Origin of the sequence: Mesorhizobium sp. WSM3224 (genome assembly GCF_000427725.1) — a bacterium.
Taxonomy (GTDB): Bacteria; Pseudomonadota; Alphaproteobacteria; order Rhizobiales; family Rhizobiaceae; genus Mesorhizobium.
On record NZ_ATYO01000024.1, the window covers coordinates 83,722 to 101,058 of the forward strand.

14 protein-coding genes are annotated in these 17,337 nt (G+C 63.4%); 1 reads left to right on the forward strand and 13 read right to left on the reverse strand.

From position 1 onward, the window contains the following. Positions 1–3: 3 nt before the first annotated feature. The 4 genes from YU3_RS0126485 to YU3_RS0126500 form a co-directional block, all read right to left on the reverse strand. Positions 4–1,044, reverse strand: coding sequence for an aldehyde reductase (locus YU3_RS0126485; protein ID WP_027169037.1), 1,041 nt, complete (start codon positions 1,042–1,044; stop codon positions 4–6). A 92-nt stretch (positions 1,045–1,136) separates the two neighbouring features. Further along, positions 1,137–3,053 carry a potassium transporter Kup gene (locus YU3_RS0126490; RefSeq protein ID WP_027169038.1) on the reverse strand — a complete coding sequence of 639 codons (1,917 nt, stop codon included), beginning with the start codon at positions 3,051–3,053 and terminating at the stop codon, positions 1,137–1,139. Positions 3,054–3,198: 145 nt separating this feature from the next. After that, positions 3,199–5,112: a potassium transporter Kup gene (locus tag YU3_RS0126495; RefSeq protein WP_027169039.1), complete on the reverse strand. Its 1,914-nt coding sequence runs from the start codon at positions 5,110–5,112 to the stop codon at positions 3,199–3,201. 86 nt (positions 5,113–5,198) lie between these two features. After that, a complete protein-coding gene (locus YU3_RS0126500) occupies positions 5,199–5,939 on the reverse strand; it encodes a pyridoxine 5'-phosphate synthase (RefSeq protein ID WP_027169040.1) in 741 nt (246 codons plus the stop codon). A 104-nt stretch (positions 5,940–6,043) separates the two neighbouring features. Between YU3_RS0126500 and YU3_RS0126505 the strand changes: the two genes are divergently transcribed. Continuing rightward, positions 6,044–6,448 (forward strand): STAS/SEC14 domain-containing protein, encoded by a 405-nt coding sequence (locus YU3_RS0126505; RefSeq protein ID WP_348631195.1) that lies wholly within the window; start codon positions 6,044–6,046, stop codon positions 6,446–6,448. A gap of 138 nt (positions 6,449–6,586) precedes the next feature. On the opposite strand, the gene YU3_RS0126510 is transcribed toward YU3_RS0126505, so the two are convergent. The 9 genes from YU3_RS0126510 to YU3_RS0126550 all read right to left on the reverse strand — a co-directional run bounded on the left by YU3_RS0126510 (position 6,587) and on the right by YU3_RS0126550 (position 17,325). After that, positions 6,587–7,714 (reverse strand): ATP-dependent RecD-like DNA helicase, encoded by a 1,128-nt coding sequence (locus tag YU3_RS0126510; protein ID WP_027169042.1) that lies wholly within the window; start codon positions 7,712–7,714, stop codon positions 6,587–6,589. A gap of 146 nt (positions 7,715–7,860) precedes the next feature. Continuing rightward, positions 7,861–8,211: a nitrile hydratase accessory protein gene (locus YU3_RS0126515; protein WP_027169043.1), complete on the reverse strand. Its 351-nt coding sequence runs from the start codon at positions 8,209–8,211 to the stop codon at positions 7,861–7,863. Further along, positions 8,198–8,857, reverse strand: coding sequence for a nitrile hydratase subunit beta (gene nthB / locus YU3_RS0126520; protein ID WP_027169044.1), 660 nt, complete (start codon positions 8,855–8,857; stop codon positions 8,198–8,200). Before nthB ends, YU3_RS0126515 begins: the two co-directional genes overlap by 14 nt. Further along, on the reverse strand, positions 8,854–9,459 hold the full coding sequence (gene nthA, locus YU3_RS0126525) for a nitrile hydratase subunit alpha (protein ID WP_027169045.1): 606 nt from the start codon (positions 9,457–9,459) through the stop codon (positions 8,854–8,856). Before nthA ends, nthB begins: the two co-directional genes overlap by 4 nt. A 64-nt stretch (positions 9,460–9,523) precedes the next feature. Beyond that, positions 9,524–12,682 carry an efflux RND transporter permease subunit gene (locus tag YU3_RS0126530; RefSeq protein ID WP_027169046.1) on the reverse strand — a complete coding sequence of 1,053 codons (3,159 nt, stop codon included), beginning with the start codon at positions 12,680–12,682 and terminating at the stop codon, positions 9,524–9,526. Further along, entirely contained in the window at positions 12,679–13,965 is a 1,287-nt protein-coding gene (locus YU3_RS0126535; protein WP_027169047.1) for an efflux RND transporter periplasmic adaptor subunit, read from the reverse strand. Before YU3_RS0126535 ends, YU3_RS0126530 begins: the two co-directional genes overlap by 4 nt. Before the next feature lie 212 nt (positions 13,966–14,177). Further along, positions 14,178–14,774 carry a LysE family translocator gene (locus YU3_RS0126540; protein WP_027169048.1) on the reverse strand — a complete coding sequence of 199 codons (597 nt, stop codon included), beginning with the start codon at positions 14,772–14,774 and terminating at the stop codon, positions 14,178–14,180. 111 nt (positions 14,775–14,885) lie between these two features. Next, positions 14,886–15,461 (reverse strand): acetolactate synthase small subunit, encoded by a 576-nt coding sequence (ilvN, locus tag YU3_RS0126545; protein ID WP_027169049.1) that lies wholly within the window; start codon positions 15,459–15,461, stop codon positions 14,886–14,888. Positions 15,462–15,543: 82 nt separating this feature from the next. Beyond that, positions 15,544–17,325 (reverse strand): acetolactate synthase 3 large subunit, encoded by a 1,782-nt coding sequence (locus tag YU3_RS0126550; RefSeq protein ID WP_084508345.1) that lies wholly within the window; start codon positions 17,323–17,325, stop codon positions 15,544–15,546. Between the last annotated feature and the right edge of the window lie 12 nt (positions 17,326–17,337).

Consider the following 17,337-nt stretch of genomic DNA (forward strand, 5'->3'; position numbering starts at 1 on the left):
GCGCTATCTCGACTTTTTCAGCAGCCCAAGCCGGATCAGGCTCTCGCCTGTGGCAACCAGCGCATCCTCGCGCGATCGTGGCGTCCAGCCAAGGATGTGCATCGCCTTGGCGCTCGTCGCATTCCTCGGCTTGCCCAATTCCGTCACGATCTGGGCTGCCTGCCCGTCGAACAGCCCGACGATCCGGACCAGCCAGTCCGGCAGCACCCTGGTCGTAACCCGTGACGCCGCATTGCCCAGCCGCTCTTTCAGCGTCCGCGCGATCTCCAGCATCGTCATGAAATCGCCGCTGATGGCCAGGAACCGCTCGCCCTTGGCGGCGGGATTGGTCATGGCGCGCAGATGCAGATCCGCGACGTCGCGCGCATCGACCACACCGAACACCATGCGCGGCAGGCCCGGCATCTCGCCATCCATCAAGCGCCTGATGATTTCGGTGGACGTCGAATGATCCGGCCCCAGGACCGTTCCGAAGATACCGACCGGATTGACGACCGCCAGTTCCGGCGCGCCGTCCTGGCTGGCGATGAAGTTCCAAGCCGCCCGCTCGGCAAGCGTCTTCGACTTCACGTAGGCGCTTACCTTCTGCGACAGATTGGTCCAGTTCTCTTCCGTGAACGGATGGCCGGCAACCGGCGTCTGGCCATAGCCGATGGCGGCGAAGGACGAGGTGAGCACGACACGTTCGACACCGGCATCGCGCGCGGCCCGCAGCACGCGCAGCGCACCCTCCCGTGCAGGAGCGATCAGATCGTCCTCATGTTTGGGGACACCGGGCGGGAACGGCGAGGCGACGTGAAGCACGTACCGGCATCCGGCCACCGCTTCCGGCCATCCCTTGTCGGTCATCAGATCGGCATGGGCGAATGAAAGCGCATCGCCCGCCTCGACGCCGCCAACCTTCAACATCGCAAGGACATCGGCCTCGCGATTGGCGGAGCGGACGGTGGTGCGCACGCGATAGCCGCCTTGGAGCAACGCCAGGATGCAGTGAGCGCCGAGGAAGCCAGACCCGCCGGTGACAAGCACCAATTCGCCGCTCATGCCCGCCTCCGTCCAGGGCAATCCGGGAAAAGCTTGCAACACTTTCCGTCCGGGATTGCGTAACGCTGAAATGCCCTATGCAGTGCAGTCTTTCAGATCGCGACCTGCGTGCCAATCTCCACCACGCGGCCGGTGGGGATCTGGAAATACTCCGTCGCGTCCGACGCCGTTTTCGCCAGGCCGATGAACAGCCTGTCCTGCCAGATCGGCATACCGGAATTGGGCGAAGCCTTGAGCGAACGCCGCGACAGGAAGAACGACGTCGTCATGATGTCGAACTTCCAGCCCTGCTTGCGGCAGATGGCCAAAGCCCGCGGAATGTTCGGCTGCTCCATGTAGCCGAAGGTCAGCGTCACGCGCATGAAAAGCTCGTTGACCGTCTCCAGCTTGACGCGCTCGCTGTCGGGCACGACCGGCTGCGGCGCCGTCACCACCGACAGAATGACATTCTTTTCGTGCAGCACCTTGTAGTGCTTGAGGCTGTGCATCAGCGCCGTCGGCGCGCTCAGCGGATCGCTGGTCAGGAACACGGCGGTGCCCGACACCACTTGCGGTTTCTTCTTCAAGAGATTCGCCGCCAGGAAATCGAGCGGGATCTCGTTGCGGCGGGTCTTGTCGAACAGATAGCGGCTGCCGCGCACCCAGGTCCACATGCCGAGGATGATAGCAAAGGCCACCGCCAGCGAAGCCCAGCCGCCCTCGAACACCTTGACGATGTTGGAAGCAAAAAAGCCGATGTCGATGAAGGCAAACAGCACCGTCAGCGCCACAGCGCGCCACAGCGGCCATTTCCAGATCCGGGTCATGATGACGAACAACAGCGCCGTCGTCACCAGCATATTGCCGGTGACCGAGATGCCATAGGCCGAAGCAAGCCTGCTGGACTCGCCGAAGCCGACCACCAGCAGCATCACCACCAGCGCCAACAGCATGTTGACGCGCGGCATGTAAACCTGCCCGGACTGCCTTTCCGACGTATGCAGGATTTCGAGCCGAGGCAGCATGTTGAGCTGCACCGCCTGCCTGGTCAGCGAATAGGCGCCGGAGATGACAGCCTGGCTGGCGATCACGGTCGCTGCCGTCGCCAGCACCACCATGGGGATGAGCGCCCAGCCCTCGTTCATTTCGAAGAAGGGATGGCCGACCGTGCCGCCCTTGGCCAGCACATAGGCGCCCTGCCCCGCATAGTTCAAAAGCAGGCAGGGAAACACGATCGCCAGCCATGCCAGCACGATCGGCTTGCGGCCGAAATGGCCGAGGTCGGCATAGAGTGCCTCGGCGCCGGTGACGGCCAGGAAGACGGCACCGATGGTTACAAAGGACACGTCGGGCGAATTGATCAGGAAGGCGACGATATAATGCGGGCTGATTGCCAAGAGGATTTCGGGGTCATTGATGATGTGCTTGAGCCCGGACAGGCCGATGGCGAGAAACCAGACCGCCGTCACTGGGCCGAACACCAGGCCGACACCGCCGGTGCCAAACCTCTGCACGGCAAACACCATGGCCAGAATGACCAATGTCAGCGGCACGACATAGGGCTGGAAGGCAGGTGTGACGACGTTCATGCCTTCGACCGCCGATAGCACGGAGATCGCGGGCGTGATGACGGCATCGCCGAAAAACAGCGACGCGCCGATGATGCCGATGCCAAGGATGATCGCCGAGCGCGTCGAAAAACTGCCTCGCGCCAGCGCCATCAGCGACAGCACGCCGCCCTCGCCACGGTTGTCGGCGCGCAGCACGAACATGATGTATTTGACGGTAACCGTGATCGTCAGCGACCAGATGATCAGCGACAAAACGCCGAGGATGTCGGCGCGATTGGCCACATCCCCGCCGGACGAGGCATGCAGGGCCTCGCGAAACGCGTAAATAGGACTGGTGCCGATATCGCCATAGACGACGCCCAGCGCGCCCAGCATCAGCACCTTGGTGCTGTGTTGCTTTATTTCCGGGTGGCTCGATTGGTCGACGGGTTCTGCCTCAGCGCCATTGGCAAGGGCCATGGACGACACTCCGATAAACGCGCGGTGCTCTACGCTTGCTGCAGTGCAATATCAAGTGCCCTAACGTGAGGGCTCCCATGTCGCCGACGCACGGCTTTCCGTGCACGGAACAGCCGGCCTCTTCATCCGGCGCAAATCGGGTTCGTCAGATGGCGACCTGTGTGCCGATCTCTACCACGCGTCCGGTGGGGATCTGGAAATATTCCGTCGCATCGGCCGCCGAGCGCGCCAGGCCGATGAACAGCCGGTCCTGCCAGACCGGCATGCCGGAATTGGGCGAAGCCTTCAGCGAGCGCCGCGACAGGAAGAAGGACGTCGTCATGATGTCGAACTTCCAGCCCTGCTTGCGGCATATCGCCAAAGCCCGCGGAATGTTGGGCTGCTCCATATAGCCGAAGGTCAGCGTCACCCGCATGAACAGCTCGTTGACCGTCTCCATCTTGACGCGCTCGCTGTCGGGCACCACTGGCTGCGGCGCCGTCACCACGGAGAGAATGACGTTCTTTTCGTGCAGCACCTTGTAGTGCTTCAGGCTGTGCATGAGCGCGGTCGGCGCGCTGAGCGGATCGCTGGTCAGGAACACGGCCGTGCCCGATACGAGCTGCGGCTTCTTCTTCAGGAGATTCGTCGCCAGGAAGTCGAGCGGGATCTCGTTGCGGCGGGTCTTGTCGAACAGATAGCGGGTGCCGCGGATCCAGGTCCACATGATCAGACCCATCAAGCAAGCAACGGTGATCGACACCCAGCCGCCCTCGACGATCTTGACGACATTGGCCGAGAAGAAGCCGAGATCGATGACGCCGAACAGCATCGCCAGCGCCAGTGCCGGCGCCAGCTGCCATTTCCAGAGCCAGCGCATGACGACGAACAACAGGATCGTCGTCATCAGCATCTCGCCGGTGACGGAAATTCCGTAGGCGGCGGCAAGCGCGCTCGAGCTGCCGAAACCGACGACCAGAAGCATCACGCCGAGCGCGACCAGCAGATTGACCCTCGGCATATAGATCTGGCCGCTCTGCATCTCGGATGTGTGCTGCACCTCGATGCGGGGCAGAAGATTGAGCTGCACAGCCTGCCTAGTCAGCGAGAAGGCGCCTGAGATCACCGCCTGGCTGGCGATGACGGTGGCTGCCGTCGCCAAGCCGACCATCGGCATCAGCGCCCATTCGGGCAGCATCTGGAAGAACGGATTGGTGGGCTTGCCGCCATGCGAGAGCACGAAGGCGCCCTGCCCGAAATAATTCAGCAGCAGGCATGGGAAAACGATTGCAAACCACGCCATCACGATCGGCTTGCGACCGAAATGACCAAGGTCGACATAGAGCGCCTCGGCGCCGGTGACCGCCAGGAAAACGGCGCCGACGGTGACGAAGGCACCGGTTGGCGTGGTGGCCAGATAATAGATCGCGTAATACGGATTGATCGCCAGGAAAACCGATGGATCGTCGACGATGTGGTAGAGGCCGGCGGCGCCGATCGCCACGAACCATATCGCCGTAATCGGTCCGAACACCGCCGCCACCTTGCCCGTGCCGAAGCGCTGCACGGCGAAAAGCACCGCCAGGATGACCAGCGTGATGGGAACCACAAAGGCATCGAGCGCCGGTGTGACGACCTTCAGGCCTTCAACCGCCGACAGCACGGAGATCGCCGGCGTGATGATCGAATCGCCGAAGAACAATGCCGCGCCGCAAAGGCCGATCACCAGGATGAGTTTGGAGCCTGGAGGGTAGGCGCTGCGCGCTAGCGCCATCAGCGACAGCGTGCCGCCTTCGCCTTTGTTGTCGGCCCTGAGCACGAAGGCGACATATTTGATCGTGACGATGATGGTGAGCGCCCAGACGATCAGCGACAGCACGCCGAGCACATCGTGGCGGGCGACCGAACTCGACGACGCATGCAGCGCCTCGCGGAAGGCGTAGATCGGGCTCGTGCCGATGTCGCCGTAGACGACGCCCAGCGCGCCAAGCATGAGCACCTTGGTGCTGTGCTGCCGCTCGGTCTCGGCATGGCTCGAGCGTTCGAGGGATTCTGTTTCGCTGGCGTTGGCTAGCACCATGAACCCCATTTTATCAGATTCGCCACGCTCCGAGGTCGCCGCAACGCGCGGGATCCGCCGAAACAGCCGGAGCTACGCAAGGCACCCTACCATCCGCAGGCCTTCAAGAACCGCCCAACCGTGCCGGCCATGCCATACTCCAGCGCATCCGCTGTCAACCCATGTCCAATCGATACTTCGGCCAATGCCGGGATGCGTTTGGCCAGCGCCGGCAGGTTGTCGACGGTCAGGTCGTGGCCGGCATTGACGCCAAGCCCGGCCGCGAATGCGGCGTCAGCGGCTTTTCCCAGTCTTTCCAGTTCTTTCGCCGCCTTTGCGGAATCGGAATGGAAGCCGCCATACGGGCCGGTATAGAGCTCGATGCGATCGGCGCCGGTATCGCGAGCCGCATTCACACCCCCAGGATCCGCGTCGGAAAACAGCGAGACGCGGAACCCGTCCTTCTTCAACCGCTTGACGATCGGTGTCAGGAACGCCGCCTGGGCGACGAAGTTCCAGCCATGGTCCGATGTCGCTTGCGCCGGGTCGTCCGGCACCAGCGTCACCTGCTCGGGCTGGTTCTCCTCGACAAGCGCCAGGAAATCCTCGGTCGGATAGCCCTCGATGTTGAATTCCGCCTTGGGAAACTCATCGTCGATCAGCGCCCTGATCTCGGGCAGGTCCGAATGCCTTGTGTGCCGTTCGTCAGGCCTGGGATGCACCGTCAGCCCGTGCGCGCCGGCGGCAAGGGCGATGCGGCCAAGCCCGGTGACGCTCGGCCATGGCAGGTCGCGGCGGTTGCGCAGCATGGCGACGGCGTTGAGATTGACCGAAAGCTTGGCGGGCATGAACTGGGGGTCCAGTGGATCGGCGGGCATCTATACCGCCTTTGCAGGGAACAGATAGAGGGTTTCGGGTGTTCCAGGGGATAGATGGAGGCTAACGTAAGGATTTGCCACTGAATTTCCTCGAAGCCGTGCCGGCGATCCGCCGCATCGAGACCAATCGCGACGCGCTTTTCGCCATCGACGTCGTCGGCGATGTCACGCCGGCCGATGCGGAAAACCTGTTCGGCCTGCTCGAGGCCGCCTACGCGCTCCATCCCAGGATCGACGTCCTGGTGCGGCTGACCGACGAGGAAAGCGTGGACTGGGCCAATATTTCGAAAGACACGCTTCGCCAAGGCGTCGCCGACGCGCTGCAACATGTCGTTCGTTGCGCAGTCATTGGAGAACCGGGATGGACTTCTATCGTCGCCGGCATCTTTCCGAAAACGCTGCCTTTCGAATTCAGACGCTTTGGCGTGGACGATGAGGAAGCCGCCTGGCAGTGGCTTGGCGCGAGGCCGACGGACTAGGGTCGTTGAGATTCAGGTCAGGCCGAGTCGAAAATGGTGGTTTCCGAGAACCGGAGTGGAGCGTACTTAAAGTACGTGAGCACCGGAAGCGCAGGAAACCGCCATTTGGAGGCCGGCCTCACCTGAATCCCAACAACCCTAGCGCACCACCGTCAGCCGTTCGGCCGCGCGGGTAATGGCGGTATAGAGCCAGCGCTGCCTGGTCTCCTTGAAGGCCCAGCTCTCGTCGAACAGCACCACGTCGTTCCACTGCGAGCCCTGCGCCTTGTGCACGGTCAGCGCATAGCCATAGTCGAAATCGTCGAAACGCTTCTTCTGCTGCCAGGGGATCTCGGCATCCGGATCCTCGAACGCCGCCTTGAGCAGCTTGATCTTGGCGACGCCGCGGTCGGGGTCGTCCTCTTCCGGCGAGACCAGAAGGTTGATGCCGGGCTTCACCGTCTCGCGCGACGAGGTCATCACCTTCCACAGCGAACCGTTGAGCAGCCCCTTGGCCGGGTCGTTGCGCAGGCAGACCAGCTTGTCGCCGGCCTGCGGAAAATCGGCATTGAACCCCTTCAGTTCACGCAGCCTTTGATTGTAGCGCCGGCGCGTGCGGTTGGTGCCGACCAGCACCTGGTCGGCCTTGAGCACCAGCTCCTGGTTGACGTCTTCCCTGCCGATCACCTGCGCCGTGCCGTAGTCGCCGCGCATGAACTCGCGGCCCTCACGCACATCGAGCGCCAGCCGGATGATCGGATTGTCGCGCGCCTGCCGGTGGATCTCGGTGAGCAGCACATCAGGCTCGTGCTCGGTGAAGAAGCCGCCGCCCGAGATCGGCGGCAACTGCGCCGGATCGCCAAGCACCAGGATCGGCGTGCCGAAACTCTGGAGGTCGCGGCCAAGCTGCTCATCGACCATCGAGCACTCGTCGATGACGACGAGCTTGGCGCGCGCGATCGGGCTTTGCCGGTTGAGCGAAAAGGTCGGCGACATAGAGGTCTTGCCGGTGACCTCGTCGGCAACCGATTCCTCGCCCTTTGGCCGGTAGATCAGCGAATGGATGGTACGGGCGTTGACCGCGCCCTTCGAGCGCAGCACCTGCGCCGCCTTGCCGGTGAAGGCGGCGAACTGCACCTGTCCGTCGACATGCTCGGCAAAATAGCGCGCCAGCGTCGTCTTGCCGGTGCCGGCATAGCCGAACAGGCGGAAGACCTGCGGCCGGCCCTCCTTGAGCCAGCGGGCGACCGCTTTCAAAGCCTCGTCCTGTTGGGGAGAGAATTCCATCAGCGCGAGAGACCGGATTCGCAAGCGAAAGACAAGACAGCCCCACCATATCGGCCGCCGCCGGTGGCGAACATAGCGCTTCCGACGGCTTAAACTATCAGGCGAACACAAGAACGTAAAGGGAACAAGCCTGTTTTGACTTTAGGCTACGTTGCAGGCCCTGGATCGTTCTCCAGCAGGATCGGCTTGCCGTGCGGCGTGGCATGCGCGGCGCGTTCCCAGGCGGCGGCGAGTTCATCGACCTCGCCCCTGCGGGCGACACCCTTCCTGGACAAAAGCTTTTCCAGCGCCGTCAGCCAGTGCTCATAATAATCGTGGCCGTCGCTTGCCACGCCAGGCTTCTTCACCTCGGCGGACAACGCCTCGGCCCATTCGCTCCACGAGAACAGGCCCTTGTCGTGCAGCGCCACGGTCAGGGCGAAGGCTTCGGCCTGCCACGGCTCGGCGAAGACCGGCTCATCGAAACCTGCAGGCAATGCGCCTTCATGCCGGCTCAAGATAACTCTCCCAGGCATCGATCGAGACGCTGAGCGTCGGATCCGCGCCCTCGCCCCAGATTTCGGCCCCGTCGAACACCACCGTGTAGACCCATTGCGGGTTCTCGCCCCTGCCATGCGCGTTGCTGTCCGGAAAGACGAAGCCGCCGCGAACGGCCTCGATCCTCCCGTTCCTGCCGCGCGCGTAGCGCGGCAGCCGCGTATGCCCGGTCGGGTTGAAGTTCTTCGTCCGCACGCGGTCGCCCGCGCGAAACCGCGCCGGGGTGGCGACGGGACGGTCGCACAGACCGCCCTTAGCGAGCACGGCCGGCACGTCCGCCGCTTTCAGCACCCGTCTCGGCGTCGCGGCGGCATCGACCGCCTTGCCGGCGGCAAGGTCCAGCTCGGTGACGAAGCCATGGCGTTTCAGGAGCGTTTCCAGCGCCTTGATCCAGATCTGGTAGTAGCTCGACGAATAGTAATCGGCAGGATGCAGCGATTCCCGCGCATGCCGGCTCTCGTCGATATTCCAGGCCCCCATCCCGCCGGCGGTGAGCGTCACCCCGAGCGCTCGCCTCTCCCATGCAGCATGGAAATAAGGCTCGTCCTTCTCGGGCGCGACCGGCCCGAAACCCATCTGCCCGCCAAGATCCTGCGGCCCGTTCATGTTGGCTCCTTGGCCAATGCCGTGCCGATCATCGCATCGCGGCTGACCAGCCCTGCGAGCTGCTCCTCGCTCCAACCTTCGGTGCCCTTCGGCTGCATCGGCACCACAAGGTAGCGAAGCTCCGCGGTCGAATCCCAGACGCGGATCTTCTTGGTCCTCGGCAACGTCAGCCCGAATTCCTCCAGCACGCCGCGCGGATCGATCACCGCCCGCGAACGGTAAGGCGGCGCCTTGTACCAGACCGGCGGCAGGCCGAGCACCGACCACGGATAGCAGGAGCAGAGCGTGCAGACGACGAGGTTGTGGGTCTCCTCAGTGTTGAACACGGCCTGCATGTGCTCGCCCTGGCGGCCGGTATAGGACAGCGATTCGATCGCCGCCGTCGCATCGCGCTTCAGCCAGTCGGCGTAAGCTGGATCGCCCCACGCCTTCGCCACCACACGTGCGCCATTGCGCGGACCGATTTTCGTCTCGTAGGTATCGACGATGATGTCGATGGCCGCTGGATCGATCAGGCCCTTTTGGGTCAGGATCGTCTCCAGCGCGCGCACGCGCGCCGCGAACGGGTCGAGCTCGTTGTCGTGGTCGTGATCGTGCGACATGGCGCAAGATTACGATTGCCGGCCTGCCCTCGCAAGCGCCGCGCCTTAGGCCAGAAGCAGTTGCCTATTCGGCCGCAATCTTTTTCGGTTCAGCTTCTTCCTCGGCATCGAACAGCGAACCCTGCTCGCTGCTTTCGACCGCGTGCAACGCGGGCCGGCTCTTCCTCGACGAGAAGCTGAGCAGCCAGCCGGAGAAATTCTCGAAATAGACATAGATCACCGGCGTGACGAACAGCGTCAGCGCCTGCGAGGCGAGCAGGCCGCCGACCACGGCAACGCCCAGCGGCTGGCGCAATTCGGCGCTGGCGCCGGTGCCGAGCGCGATCGGGAACGTGCCCATCAACGCCGCCAGCGTCGTCATCATGATCGGCCGGAAGCGCATCAGGCAGGCCTTGTGGATGGACTCCTTGGCCGACATGCCTTGTCGCCTGAGTTCCAGCGCGACGTCGACCATCATGATGCCGTTCTTCTTGACGATGCCGATCAGCATCAGGATGCCGATCACCGCGATCACCGAGAGATCCATGCCGGCGAAGCGCAGCGCCACCACTGCCCCCAGCACCGCCGACGGCAGGCCGGTAAGGATGGTGAGCGGGTGGATGAAGCTCTCATAGAGTATGCCGAGCACGATGTAGATCGTCAGGATGGCGCCGCCGATCAACAGGCCCTGGTTGGCCAGCGAATCCTGGAAGGTCTTGGCGGTGCCGGCGAAGGTCGTCGAGATCGCCGTCGGCATGCCGATCTGCTCTTTCAACTGCTCGATGCGGGTCACCGTGTCGCCGAGCGAGACACCCTGCGGCAGATTGTAGGAGATCGTCACCGCCGGCAGCTGGCCGAGCTGGTTCAAGGTCAGCGCGCCTGCCGTGCGATCGACATGCGCGAAGGCGCCGAGCGGCACCAGGCTGCCGCTCGCCGTCCTCACCTGGATGGCCAGCATCCGCTCCGGCGACCACGCGATCTTCGGATCGAGCTCGGTGATGACCTCATAGCTGTCGGCCGAACCGAAGATGGTCGAAACCTGGTCGGTGCCGAAGCCGCCATAGAGGGCCGACCGCAGAGTGCTGGTGTCGACGCCAAGCTGCGCGGCCTTGTCGCGGTCGACCACCAGGCTCGCCTGCAGGGCATTGTTCTGCAGGTCGCTGGTGACGTCGATGAAATTCGTGTGGTCCGCCGCCATCGCGTCATTGAGCTTCTGTGCCCAGATATCGGTCTGCCCGGTATCGAGCCCCTGAACCACAAGCTGGTAGGCGCTGGCGGACGAGCGCGAACCCAGCCTCAGGTTCTGAACCGGCTGCATATAGGTCTCGATGCCCGCCACGCCGCCGAGTTGGCGCCTCAGATCCGAAAGCACCTTCTCGATGTTGGGACGCTGATCCTTGCCCTTGAGCTGGACGAAGAGCTGGCCCTGGTTGAGCGCGTTGTTGCCGCTGCCCGCCGACCAGGCCACGTGGTCGACATAGGGCGACCTCGAGAACACATTTGCCACCTGCCCCTGCAGCTTTGCCATGGCGTCGAATGAGATGTCCTGGCGCGCAATGGTGGTCACCGATATCTGGCCGATATCTTCCTGCGGGAAGAAGCCCTTCGGCGAGACCTGGATCACCCACACCGACGCCGCGGCCGTCGCGATGAAGACCAGGAAGATCAGGAAGGTGTGACGCAGGCAGAAGCTCAGCAGCCAGTCATAAATGCGGGTGACGATGTCGTGCCTGTGGCCCGCGCCATGCGCCTCGCGATCGGCCTTGGTCACCGACAACAGCCGCGAGCACAGCATCGGCGTCAGCGTCAGCGATACGAACATGGAGGCCAGGATGGCGACGGTCACAACGACCGCGAATTCGTTGAAGATACGGCCGATGACGCCGCCCATCAGAAGCACCGGGATGAACACCGCCACAAGCGAGATCGAGATCGAGATGATGGTGAAGCCGATCTCGCGCGCGCCCTTCAACGATGCGTCGAAGGCCGACAGCCCGTCCTCCTCCATATGGCGGAAGATGTTTTCGAGCATGACGATGGCGTCGTCGACGACGAGGCCGACCGCGAGCGTCAGGCCCATCAGCGAGATATTGTCGATCGAGAAGCCGAACAAGAACATCGCCCCAAGCGTGGCGATCAGCGAGATCGGCACCGCCACTGCCGGGATGATCGTCGCCGTTACCCTGCGCAGGAACACGAAGATCACCATCACCACTAGCGCGATCGTCAAAAGCAGCGTGAACTGAACGTCGTCGACGGCCTGGCGGATCGAGGTTGAGCGGTCATTGAGCAGCTTGATCTGGGCGGCGGCCGGCATCTGGTCCTGGAAGGTAGGCAGCATCGCCTTGACCTTGTCGACGACGTCGACGGTATTGGCGTCGGGCTGGCGCTGCACGGCCATGATGATCGCGCGGGTACCGTCGTACCAACTTGCGGTCGTCGTGGTCTGCACCGAATCGACGACACGGGTCACCTCGCCCAGCCGCACCGGGTGGCCGTTCTTGGTGGCGATGATCAGGTTGGAGAACCCGGCGGCATTGTCGAGCAGGGTGTTGGCGGTGATGGTGAGCTGCTGCTTGTCGTTCTGCAGCACGCCGAGCGGCGTGTTGCTGTTGGCCGAGGCGACCGCCGCCTGCAACTGATCGATCGAGATGCCGCGCGCGGCGAGCGCAGTCGGATCGATCTGGATGCGCACCGCATATTTCTGCTGGCCGAAGATCGAGACCTGCGCCACGCCGTCGATGGTCGACAGCGACGGCGAGATAACGTTCTCGGCGAAGGCGTCGAGATCGGTGAGCGGAACCGTGTCGCTGACCAGCGACATCAAAAGGATCGGTGCGTCGGCCGGATTGACCTTGCGATAGCTCGGTGGCGCGGTCATCTCGGGCGGCAGCGATCTTTGCGTGCGCGCGATCGCGGCCTGCACGTCCGCGGCCGCAGCGTCGATGTCTCGGTTGAGCACGAACTGGATGGCGATCGAGGTCTGGCCGAGCGAGTTGGTGGTCGAGATCGAATCGATGCCGGCGATGGTGGAGAACTGCTTGATCAGCGGCGTCGCCACGGAAGTCGCCATCGTCTCCGGCGAAGCGCCGGGCAACTGAGCCGAGACGTTGACCACCGGAAACTCGGCGCTCGGCAGCGCCGCGACCGGCAGGAACTTGTAGGCAAAGATTCCGCCCAGCACGAGGGCGAACGACATCAGGAGGGTGGCGACAGGCTTGCGGATGCAGAATTCGGAGATCATTGGGCAGCCCCGCCGGCCTTGTCGGCCTCCGCAACCTTGGGCGATGCCTTGTCACCGGATCCGGCTGCGTTGCCTTCATGCACCGGCGCGCCGTTCTTCAATCTGGTCTGGCCCTCGACGACGACCTTCTCGCCGCTCTTCAGGCCGCCGCTGATGGCGCTGTTCGCGCCGTCCGTCAGCGCCACCTGTACCGGACGCATCTCGACGGTGTTGTCCGGCTTGACGACATAGACGAACGGCCCCTTCTGACTGGGCTGCACCGCAACCGTCGGAACCGAGGTCATCTGCGGCATCGTGCCGGCGTCGAGCACGACGTTCACATACTGGCCTGGCCACAGCGAAAGATCCGCGTTCGGTATGCTTGCCCGCGTGGCGATGGTGCCGGAGGCCGTATCGACGCTGGAATCGACGAAGTCGAGCGCACCCTTGCCGATCGGCGTCGGATCGCCGTCCTTGGTCAGCGTCACGCCTCCTTGCTGCGGGTCGGCGAGCGCCTTGTGCAGCAAGGCAAGGTCACTTTCCGGCAGAGTGAAATTCACCTGCAGCGGATCCATCTGCGTGATGGTGACAAGCGGCGTCGTGCTGCTCGAGTTGCCGTTGCTGGTGGTGACGAGATCGCCGACGGAGACGTTGACGGCGCCCAGCCGGCCCGAGATCGGCGCCAAGATGGTCGCGTAGCTCAACTGCACGGTGTCGGCATCGATCGTGGCCTTGTCGGCATCGATGGTCGCGACCGCGGACTTTTGCGCCGCCAGCGCCTGGTCGTAGGTCTGCTGCGTGCCGGCCTGCTTGGCGACAAGATCCTTGGCACGCTGCAGATCGGCCTGGGCGCTCACCAGCATCGCCTGGTCTTTGGCCAGCGCCGCCTGATCCTTGGCCAGTTGCGCCTTCAGCGCGCGATCGTCGAGCGAAAGCAGGACATCGCCCGCCTTGACCATCTGCCCGTCCTTGACCGCGATCGACACGATCTGGCTGGAAACCCGGGCATTGATGCTCACCACCGCCGGGGAAGAGACGAAGCCGATGGCGTAGCGACGGATCGGGAAATCGGCGGTCGTTGCGGTGGCGGAGACGATCGAGGCGGAGCGCGCGCCGCCGCCTTTCGCATTATCCGAGGCGTTGCCCGTCTTGTCGCCGCTCGCCGTCTTGTCCGTGCTGGCCGCGTCAGCTTGTTTGCCCGAAACCAGCTGCTGGACCTTGGCCAACGTCGTGGGCGAAAAGTAGAGGCCGGCGCCCGCCAGACAGGCGACCGCTACAACTGCAAAGGCGATTTTTCCGCGCATCGACACCTAGCCTCTAACCGACACGCCGATCCCGGTGGTCTATTCTAGCTCATTTCACGGCCCGTGCCGCGAATTTCGCCGAATAGATAGGACAAGGCTTTGGCGGAAAAGGGCCAAACCGCGGCATTACGAAGATTTAATGTGCAGTGCACAATCGCTGGGCAGCCGGCTAACGTGCCGCAACCGGGTCGCTCATCGGTCCGAAAATGAGCTCAGCGGAGCATCGGCCACAGCGTCGCGGCGAGCAGCACACCCATGGCGATATTGAACCATTTCAGCCGCACCGGATCCGACAGGAAGCCGCGCAGCGCCGTGCCGAAGCCGGCCCAGATGGACACGCTGGGCAGGTTGACGATGGTAAAAGCGATCGAGATCAGCGCCACCGAGACGAACGGGTGATCGGGATTGGTGTAGACGGCCATGGCGGTGATCGCCATCACCCACGCCTTGGGGTTGACCCACTGGAAGGCCGCGGCATCGATGAAGCGCATTGGCTGCCCTTCCGCCCCTTTTCCATCGCTCATCGAGCGCGACATGGCGATCTTCCAGGCGAGGTAGAGCAGGTAGGCGGCGCCCGCGATTTTCAGCGCCGTATGCAGCGCCGGGACGGCCGTCAGCACCGCGCCCAGACCCAAGCCGACGGCCAGCAGCAGGACCAGAAAGCCGATGCTGATGCCGAGCATGTGCGGAACCGTCCTGGCGATACCGAAATTGACGCCGGAAGCCAGCAGCATCAGGTTGTTCGGCCCCGGCGTGATCGAAGTCACCAAGGCGTAGACCAACAGGGCGAGGAATGCGTCAACCGACATGGTATCCTCCCAGATATGTCAGGCTTACTGTCCTGTTAGCAAACGCGCAAAAGCCAGAAGCAGGCAACCGCCGGGCCAAAAGTTGAAAACTGCCGGTGCCGATCGTCCCGATCACATTCCCTGCGGACCGCGATTCATCGCGGCCACGCCGGTGCGGCAGATCTCGACCAGGCCAAGCGGCTTCATGATGGCGATGAACTGGTCGAGCTTTGAGCCCTTGCCGGTGATCTCGAAGATGAAATGCTCGGTGTTGGCGTCGATGACCGAGGCGCGGAAAGCATCCGCAAGGCGAAGCGCCTCGACACGGGCATCGCCCGTGCCGGCGACCTTGACCAGCGCGAGCTCGCGTTCCAGCGGCCGCTCCTGCCCAAGCTCGTGCGAGCGGACGGTCAGGTCGACGACCCGGTGCACCGGCACGATGCGCTCGAGCTGGTGCTTTATCTGCTCCATCACATGCGGCGTGCCGCGCGTCACGATGGTGATGCGCGACAGATGCTTCTCATGCTCGGTCTCGGAAACGGTAAGGCTTTCGATGTTGTAGCCACGGCCCGAGAACAGGCCGATAACGCGGGCAAGCACGCCCGGCTCGTTATCGACCAGCACGGAAAGCGTGTGCGTTTCCGGCTTCTCGGTTTCCTTGGCGATGAAGTAGGCGGAACCGGTCGGTTGAAGGTGCTGTGCGTTCATGAGGTGAATCTCGATTTCAGACTTTTGAGCTAATTCTCTGTTTGCGCACGGCTTCTCGCGACAGCCCTGCCATGACGGCTGGCTAAACCAGTTCCCTGCCCTTGGCGTCGATGGCGTTCGCCACCGCTTCGTCGGTCGCCTCGTCGGGCAGGAGCATCTCGTTATGCGCCTTGCCGGACGGGATCATCGGGAAGCAGTTGGCCAAAGTCGCCACTCGGCAATCGAACAGCACCGGCTTCTTGACCGAGATCATCTCCTTGATCGCGTCGTCGAGCTCGTCCGGCTTGTCGCAGCGGATGCCGTGACCGCCATAGGCTTCCGCCAGCTTGACGAAGTCTGGCATCGCCTCGGTGTAGGAATGCGACAGCCGGTTGCCGTGCAGCAGCTGCTGCCATTGGCGCACCATGCCCATATACTGGTTGTTCAAGATGAAGATCTTGATCGGCGCCTCGTACTGCACCGCCGAGCTCATCTCCTGCATCGTCATTTGCACGGAAGCGTCACCGGCGATGTCGATGACCAGCGCATCGGGATGCGCGATCTGCACGCCGAGCGCGGCCGGCAGGCCGTAGCCCATCGTGCCAAGTCCGCCTGAGGTCATCCAGCGGTTCGGCTTGTCGAAGTGGTAGTGTTGCGCCGCCCACATCTGGTGCTGGCCGACCTCGGTGGTGATGTAGGTGTCCATGTCCTTGGTCAGTTCGTAGAGCCGCTGGATCGCGTATTGCGGCATGATGACGTCGCTGTTCATCCTGTAGGCGAGCGAATCCCGCGCCCGCCACTTCGCGATCTGCTCCCACCACGGATAGAGCGCTTTCTTGTCGGTCTTGGCGGTCGCCCGCCACAGCCGCACCAGATCCTCCAGCACGCGGCCGACATCGCCGATGATCGGCACATCGGTGTGGACGTTCTTGTTGATCGAGGACGGGTCGATGTCGATGTGGATCTTCTTCGAGTTCGGCGAAAAGGCATTCAGCCGGCCGGTGATGCGATCGTCGAAGCGCGCGCCGATGCAGATCATCACGTCGCAATCGTGCATCGCCATGTTGGCTTCGTAGGTGCCGTGCATGCCGAGCATGCCGAGCCAGTTCTTGCCCGACGCCGGATAGGCGCCGAGACCCATCAGCGTCGAGGTGATCGGAAAGCCGGTGAGGTCGACCAGCTCGCGCAGCAGATGGCTGGCTTCCGGGCCGGAATTGATGACGCCGCCGCCGCTATAGATGATCGGCTTCTTCGCGCCGGCCATCAGCTCGACGGCAGCCTTGACCTTCTCCAGGTCGCCCTGGACCTTGGGCTGGTAGCTGGTGCGCGGCGCCGTCTGCGGCGGCACGTAGACGCCCTTGGCGAACTGCACGTCCTTTGGGATATCGACCACCACCGGGCCGGGACGGCCGGTCGTCGCGACATGGAACGCCTCATGGATGGTGGCGGCGAGCTCATTGACATCCTTCACCAGCCAGTTGTGCTTGGTGCAGGGCCTCGTGATGCCGACCGTGTCGCATTCCTGGAAGGCGTCGGAGCCGATCAGCGATGTCGGCACCTGGCCGGTGAGGCAGACCAGCGGGATGGAATCCATCAGCGCGTCCTGCAACGGCGTCACCGCGTTGGTGGCGCCGGGGCCGGAGGTCACCAGCATGACGCCGGCCTTGCCGGTCGAGCGCGCATAGCCTTCCGCGGCGTGGCCCGCGCCCTGCTCGTGCCGGACCAGAATGTGCTCGACATCGTCTTGTTGAAAAATCTCATCGTAAATTGGGAGAACCGCGCCGCCCGGATAGCCGAAGACATGCTTGACGCCATTGTCCTTCAGCGCCTGCACCACCATTTCGGCACCCGTCATTTCGCGCCGCTCGTTCTGTCCGTTGCTCATCGGTCTGGTCCC

Excerpts from the sequence above, each read along its gene's own strand:
- YU3_RS0126485 (WP_027169037.1), bottom strand. The coding sequence starts at position 1,044 with ATGAGCGGCGAATTGGTGCTTGTCACCGGCGGGTCTGGCTTCCTCGGC.
- YU3_RS0126490 (WP_027169038.1), bottom strand. The coding sequence starts at position 3,053 with ATGGCCCTTGCCAATGGCGCTGAGGCAGAACCCGTCGACCAATCGAGC.
- YU3_RS0126495 (WP_027169039.1), bottom strand. The coding sequence starts at position 5,112 with ATGGTGCTAGCCAACGCCAGCGAAACAGAATCCCTCGAACGCTCGAGC.
- YU3_RS0126500 (WP_027169040.1), bottom strand. The coding sequence starts at position 5,939 with ATGCCCGCCAAGCTTTCGGTCAATCTCAACGCCGTCGCCATGCTGCGC.
- YU3_RS0126510 (WP_027169042.1), bottom strand. The coding sequence starts at position 7,714 with ATGGAATTCTCTCCCCAACAGGACGAGGCTTTGAAAGCGGTCGCCCGC.
- nthB (WP_027169044.1), bottom strand. The coding sequence starts at position 8,857 with ATGAACGGGCCGCAGGATCTTGGCGGGCAGATGGGTTTCGGGCCGGTC.
- nthA (WP_027169045.1), bottom strand. The coding sequence starts at position 9,459 with ATGTCGCACGATCACGACCACGACAACGAGCTCGACCCGTTCGCGGCG.
- YU3_RS0126530 (WP_027169046.1), bottom strand. The coding sequence starts at position 12,682 with ATGATCTCCGAATTCTGCATCCGCAAGCCTGTCGCCACCCTCCTGATG.
- YU3_RS0126535 (WP_027169047.1), bottom strand. The coding sequence starts at position 13,965 with ATGCGCGGAAAAATCGCCTTTGCAGTTGTAGCGGTCGCCTGTCTGGCG.
- YU3_RS0126540 (WP_027169048.1), bottom strand. The coding sequence starts at position 14,774 with ATGTCGGTTGACGCATTCCTCGCCCTGTTGGTCTACGCCTTGGTGACT.
- ilvN (WP_027169049.1), bottom strand. The coding sequence starts at position 15,461 with ATGAACGCACAGCACCTTCAACCGACCGGTTCCGCCTACTTCATCGCC.
- YU3_RS0126550 (WP_084508345.1), bottom strand. The coding sequence starts at position 17,325 with ATGAGCAACGGACAGAACGAGCGGCGCGAAATGACGGGTGCCGAAATG.